Below are 442 nucleotides of genomic sequence, written 5' to 3'. Positions count from 1 at the left end.
TCCTGCGTGGCCAGGGTGTCGGCACTGAGTCGCGGGTGGGGCTGCGGCTGCCTCGTGGCGTCGACATGGTCGTGGCGATGCTCGGGGTGTGGAAGGCCGGGGCGGCGTACGTGCCGCTGGACCCGGAGTACCCGGCGGACCGGCTGGCGTTCATGGTCGCCTCCAGTGAGGCCGCGCCGGTGATCGACCAGGACTGGCTGGCCGACGCCTCCGTGTCGATTGCCGCCGAGTCCGGTGAGCGACTCGATGTGTCCTTTGACGCGGATCGTTTGGCGTATGTGATTTATACGTCGGGGTCGACGGGTCGGCCGAAGGGGGTGGCGGTCGCGCATGGGGGTGTGGCGAATCTGGTGGCGGCGATGGGTCCGGTGCTGGGTGCGGGTCCGGGTGAGGTGACGTTGCAGTTCGCGTCGTTCAGTTTCGACGCGTCGGTGCTGGATGT

The 442-nt window shown here is 68.6% G+C and carries 1 protein-coding gene; it reads left to right on the top strand.

The window, feature by feature from the left end; genetic code table 11:
• On the top strand, positions 1-442 hold a 442-nt coding region (locus ACTT8P_RS38470; protein WP_442836433.1), incomplete at both ends, for an AMP-binding protein.

It is taken from the genome of Streptomyces sp. JW3 (genome assembly GCF_052216785.1).
Lineage (GTDB): Bacteria > Actinomycetota > Actinomycetes > Streptomycetales > Streptomycetaceae > Streptomyces.
This window is presented reverse-complemented; position numbering and strand designations above follow the sequence as displayed.